We start from the raw sequence: 2,375 nt of genomic DNA on the forward strand, positions 1-2,375 counted from the left end.
GTCTTCGCCTTCGGCGACCCGGCCTCGCTGCCCGCCCTCAACTCCCTCCTCCGCGCCCTGGACTCCGCCCCGGCGACCGTCTGGTTCGAGGGCGGCGACGAGGGCCTCCCCTTCCGCACCGACCCCGCCCGCCACGAGGTCCGCCGGGTGCTCCGCCTCGACTCCGGGGCGCACCTGGTCGCCCAGGTGAAGGCGGACCTGCCCGGCCTGCTGAGGAGCCACCCGGACGCGTACGTGTGGATCGCCTGCGACACGGCGACGACCAGGGCCCTGTCGTCGTACGTCCGCAAGGAGCTGGGCGTGCCGAAGGAGCGGGTCGACGCGCTGGGGTACTGGAGGCCCTGAGGCCGCCCGGCTCCGCCACCGGCCTGACGAGGCGCCGGGCACGTCGGCCTGCCTTGTCCAGGCTGTTGTCCGGCGGCTCCGGTGGCCCCGGCGGACCCGGCAGCCCCGGCGGGTGGCCTTGGCGGGATTCCGACCCCGGGCGGCGACGGCAGGCCCGGGACCGCGCTGGCCGTGCTGGCCGTGCTGGCCGTGCTGGCCGTGCTGGCCGTGCTGGCCGTGCTGGCCGTGCTGGCCGTGCCCACGAGAACACCGACGGCGCAGCTCTGACCGGCCCTCACGTGGAGCCATGACCGGGGCGGGGGCATGATCGGAGTCATGGACGTCACCCTGCACCTCGCCCAGGACCCCGAGGCCGACGAACTCCTCGGCCGCTCCCCGCTCGCCGCGCTGGTCGGGATGCTGCTGGACCAGCAGGTCCCGATGGAGTGGGCGTTCAAGGGACCCCGCACCATCGCGGACCGCCTCGGCGCGAGCGACCTCGACGCACACGAGATCACCGCGCAGGACCCGGAGGCGTTCGTCGCGCTGCTCTCCGAGAAGCCGGCCGTGCACCGCTACCCCGGTTCGATGGCCAAGCGGATCCAGCAACTGTGCCAGTACCTCGTCGAGCACTACGACGGCGAGGCCGAGCTGGTCTGGAAGGGCGTCGAGGACGGGCGGGAGCTGCTGCGCCGCCTGCAGGAACTCCCCGGCTTCGGCAAGCAGAAGGCGCAGATCTTCCTGGCGCTGCTGGGCAAGCAGCTCGGTGTCCGGCCGCAGGGCTGGCGGGAGGCCGCGGGCGCCTACGGCGAGCCGGATTCCTTCCGGTCCGTCGCCGACATCACCGGCCCCGAGTCGCTGACCAAGGTCCGCGCGCACAAGCAGGAGATGAAGGCGGCGGCGAAGGCGGCGAAGGCGGGCGGGAAGTCCTAGGGTCCGGGACTGTCGGCACCGGTCAGCCGGGTGGCCCGTCCCGGGTGGCCGTGCGGCGCGCGGCGGTCCCAGCATGGACCATGACCGAGTTCGACGACCGTTTCGACGACCGCAGGGTCCACGCGGGCCACCCGCCGGGCACCTCGCCGCACGCGCCCGAACCGCCCCTCGAAGGCCCCCTGCACTCCCTCGCCACAGCCGCCTGGCAGGTCGTCCTGCTCACCGGGGCCGCCTCCCTGGTCCTCGGCGTGCTGGTCCTGGTCTGGCCCGACGCCACCCTCCTCGTCGTCGGTGTCCTCTTCGGCGTCTACCTCCTGATCAGCGGCATCTTCCAGCTGGTCGCGGCCTTCGGCACGCACCGGACCACCGCCCTGCGCGTCCTCGCCTTCATCAGCGGCAGCCTGTCGATCCTGCTGGGCCTGTTCTGTCTGCGCGGCCCGATGCGGTCGATCCTGCTGCTCGCCCTGTGGATCGGCATCGGCTGGCTGATCCGCGGCATCACCCAGACCCTGGCCGCCGCCTCCGACCGCTCCATGCCGGCCCGGGGCTGGCACATCCTCCTCGGGGTGCTGACCTTCGCCGCCGGGATCGTGCTGATCGACTCCCCCTTCGAGTCGATCACCGTCCTCACGGTGGTCGGCGGCATCTGGCTGGTCGTCGTGGGAGCGGTGGAGATCGTCACAGCCCTGAGCATCCGCACCAAGGCCCGACAGCTGCCGCACACGGTGTGACCTCCGTCCGCCACCCCGGTCGGTGACGCGCAGGCCGCACTCCGGGTGGGTGAACTTGGCGGGCGAAGTGATGAAGTGCGGGTGCCGCCGGGGGAGACGACCTGTGTGAGTTCCGTACGACGTGCCCCGGGCAGCCGTGACTGGCTGCGGGCGCTCGTGCTGCTGCTCGCGTTGCTGGTTCCCGGTACGCATCTCCAGGCGCACGCGATGCCGCCCGTGCCGGCCGGGGAGGTCGTCGAGTACGACGTCCTCGACACGGCCCTGCGGCCACCGGCCCGCGCCGTCCACCGAGCGGTCGTACCGCTGCGGCCCGTGCCGTGGCCGGAGCCGGCTCCCGCTGTGCCGGCGGACCGCCCCCTCCCCGCGCCCCCGCGGCCGCCGTACGCG

Annotated in this window: 5 protein-coding genes; all 5 read left to right on the forward strand. The window is 73.6% G+C overall.

Translation table 11 applies throughout. The features are described from left to right. Positions 1-345 (forward strand): SIP domain-containing protein (locus tag EHS43_RS42795; RefSeq protein WP_148104280.1); only part of this gene is annotated, 345 nt, incomplete at its 5' end. A gap of 81 nt (positions 346-426) precedes the next feature. Next, complete coding sequence (locus EHS43_RS42800) at positions 427-612, forward strand: hypothetical protein (RefSeq protein ID WP_125195849.1); 186 nt, start codon at positions 427-429, stop codon at positions 610-612. A 48-nt stretch (positions 613-660) separates the two neighbouring features. Continuing rightward, on the forward strand, positions 661-1,257 hold the full coding sequence (locus EHS43_RS42805; protein ID WP_125195850.1) for an HhH-GPD-type base excision DNA repair protein: 597 nt from the start codon (positions 661-663) through the stop codon (positions 1,255-1,257). A gap of 80 nt (positions 1,258-1,337) precedes the next feature. Further along, the gene (locus tag EHS43_RS42810; protein WP_125195851.1) at positions 1,338-1,988 is read left to right on the forward strand and encodes an HdeD family acid-resistance protein; all 651 of its coding nucleotides are present in this window, start codon (positions 1,338-1,340) and stop codon (positions 1,986-1,988) included. Between the two features lie 105 nt (positions 1,989-2,093). Continuing rightward, positions 2,094-2,375, forward strand: a 282-nt coding sequence (locus EHS43_RS42815; protein ID WP_260470977.1) for a hypothetical protein, incomplete at its 3' end; no start/stop codon positions are given.

It is taken from the genome of Streptomyces sp. RP5T (genome assembly GCF_003933965.1).
GTDB lineage: Bacteria > Actinomycetota > Actinomycetes > Streptomycetales > Streptomycetaceae > Streptomyces.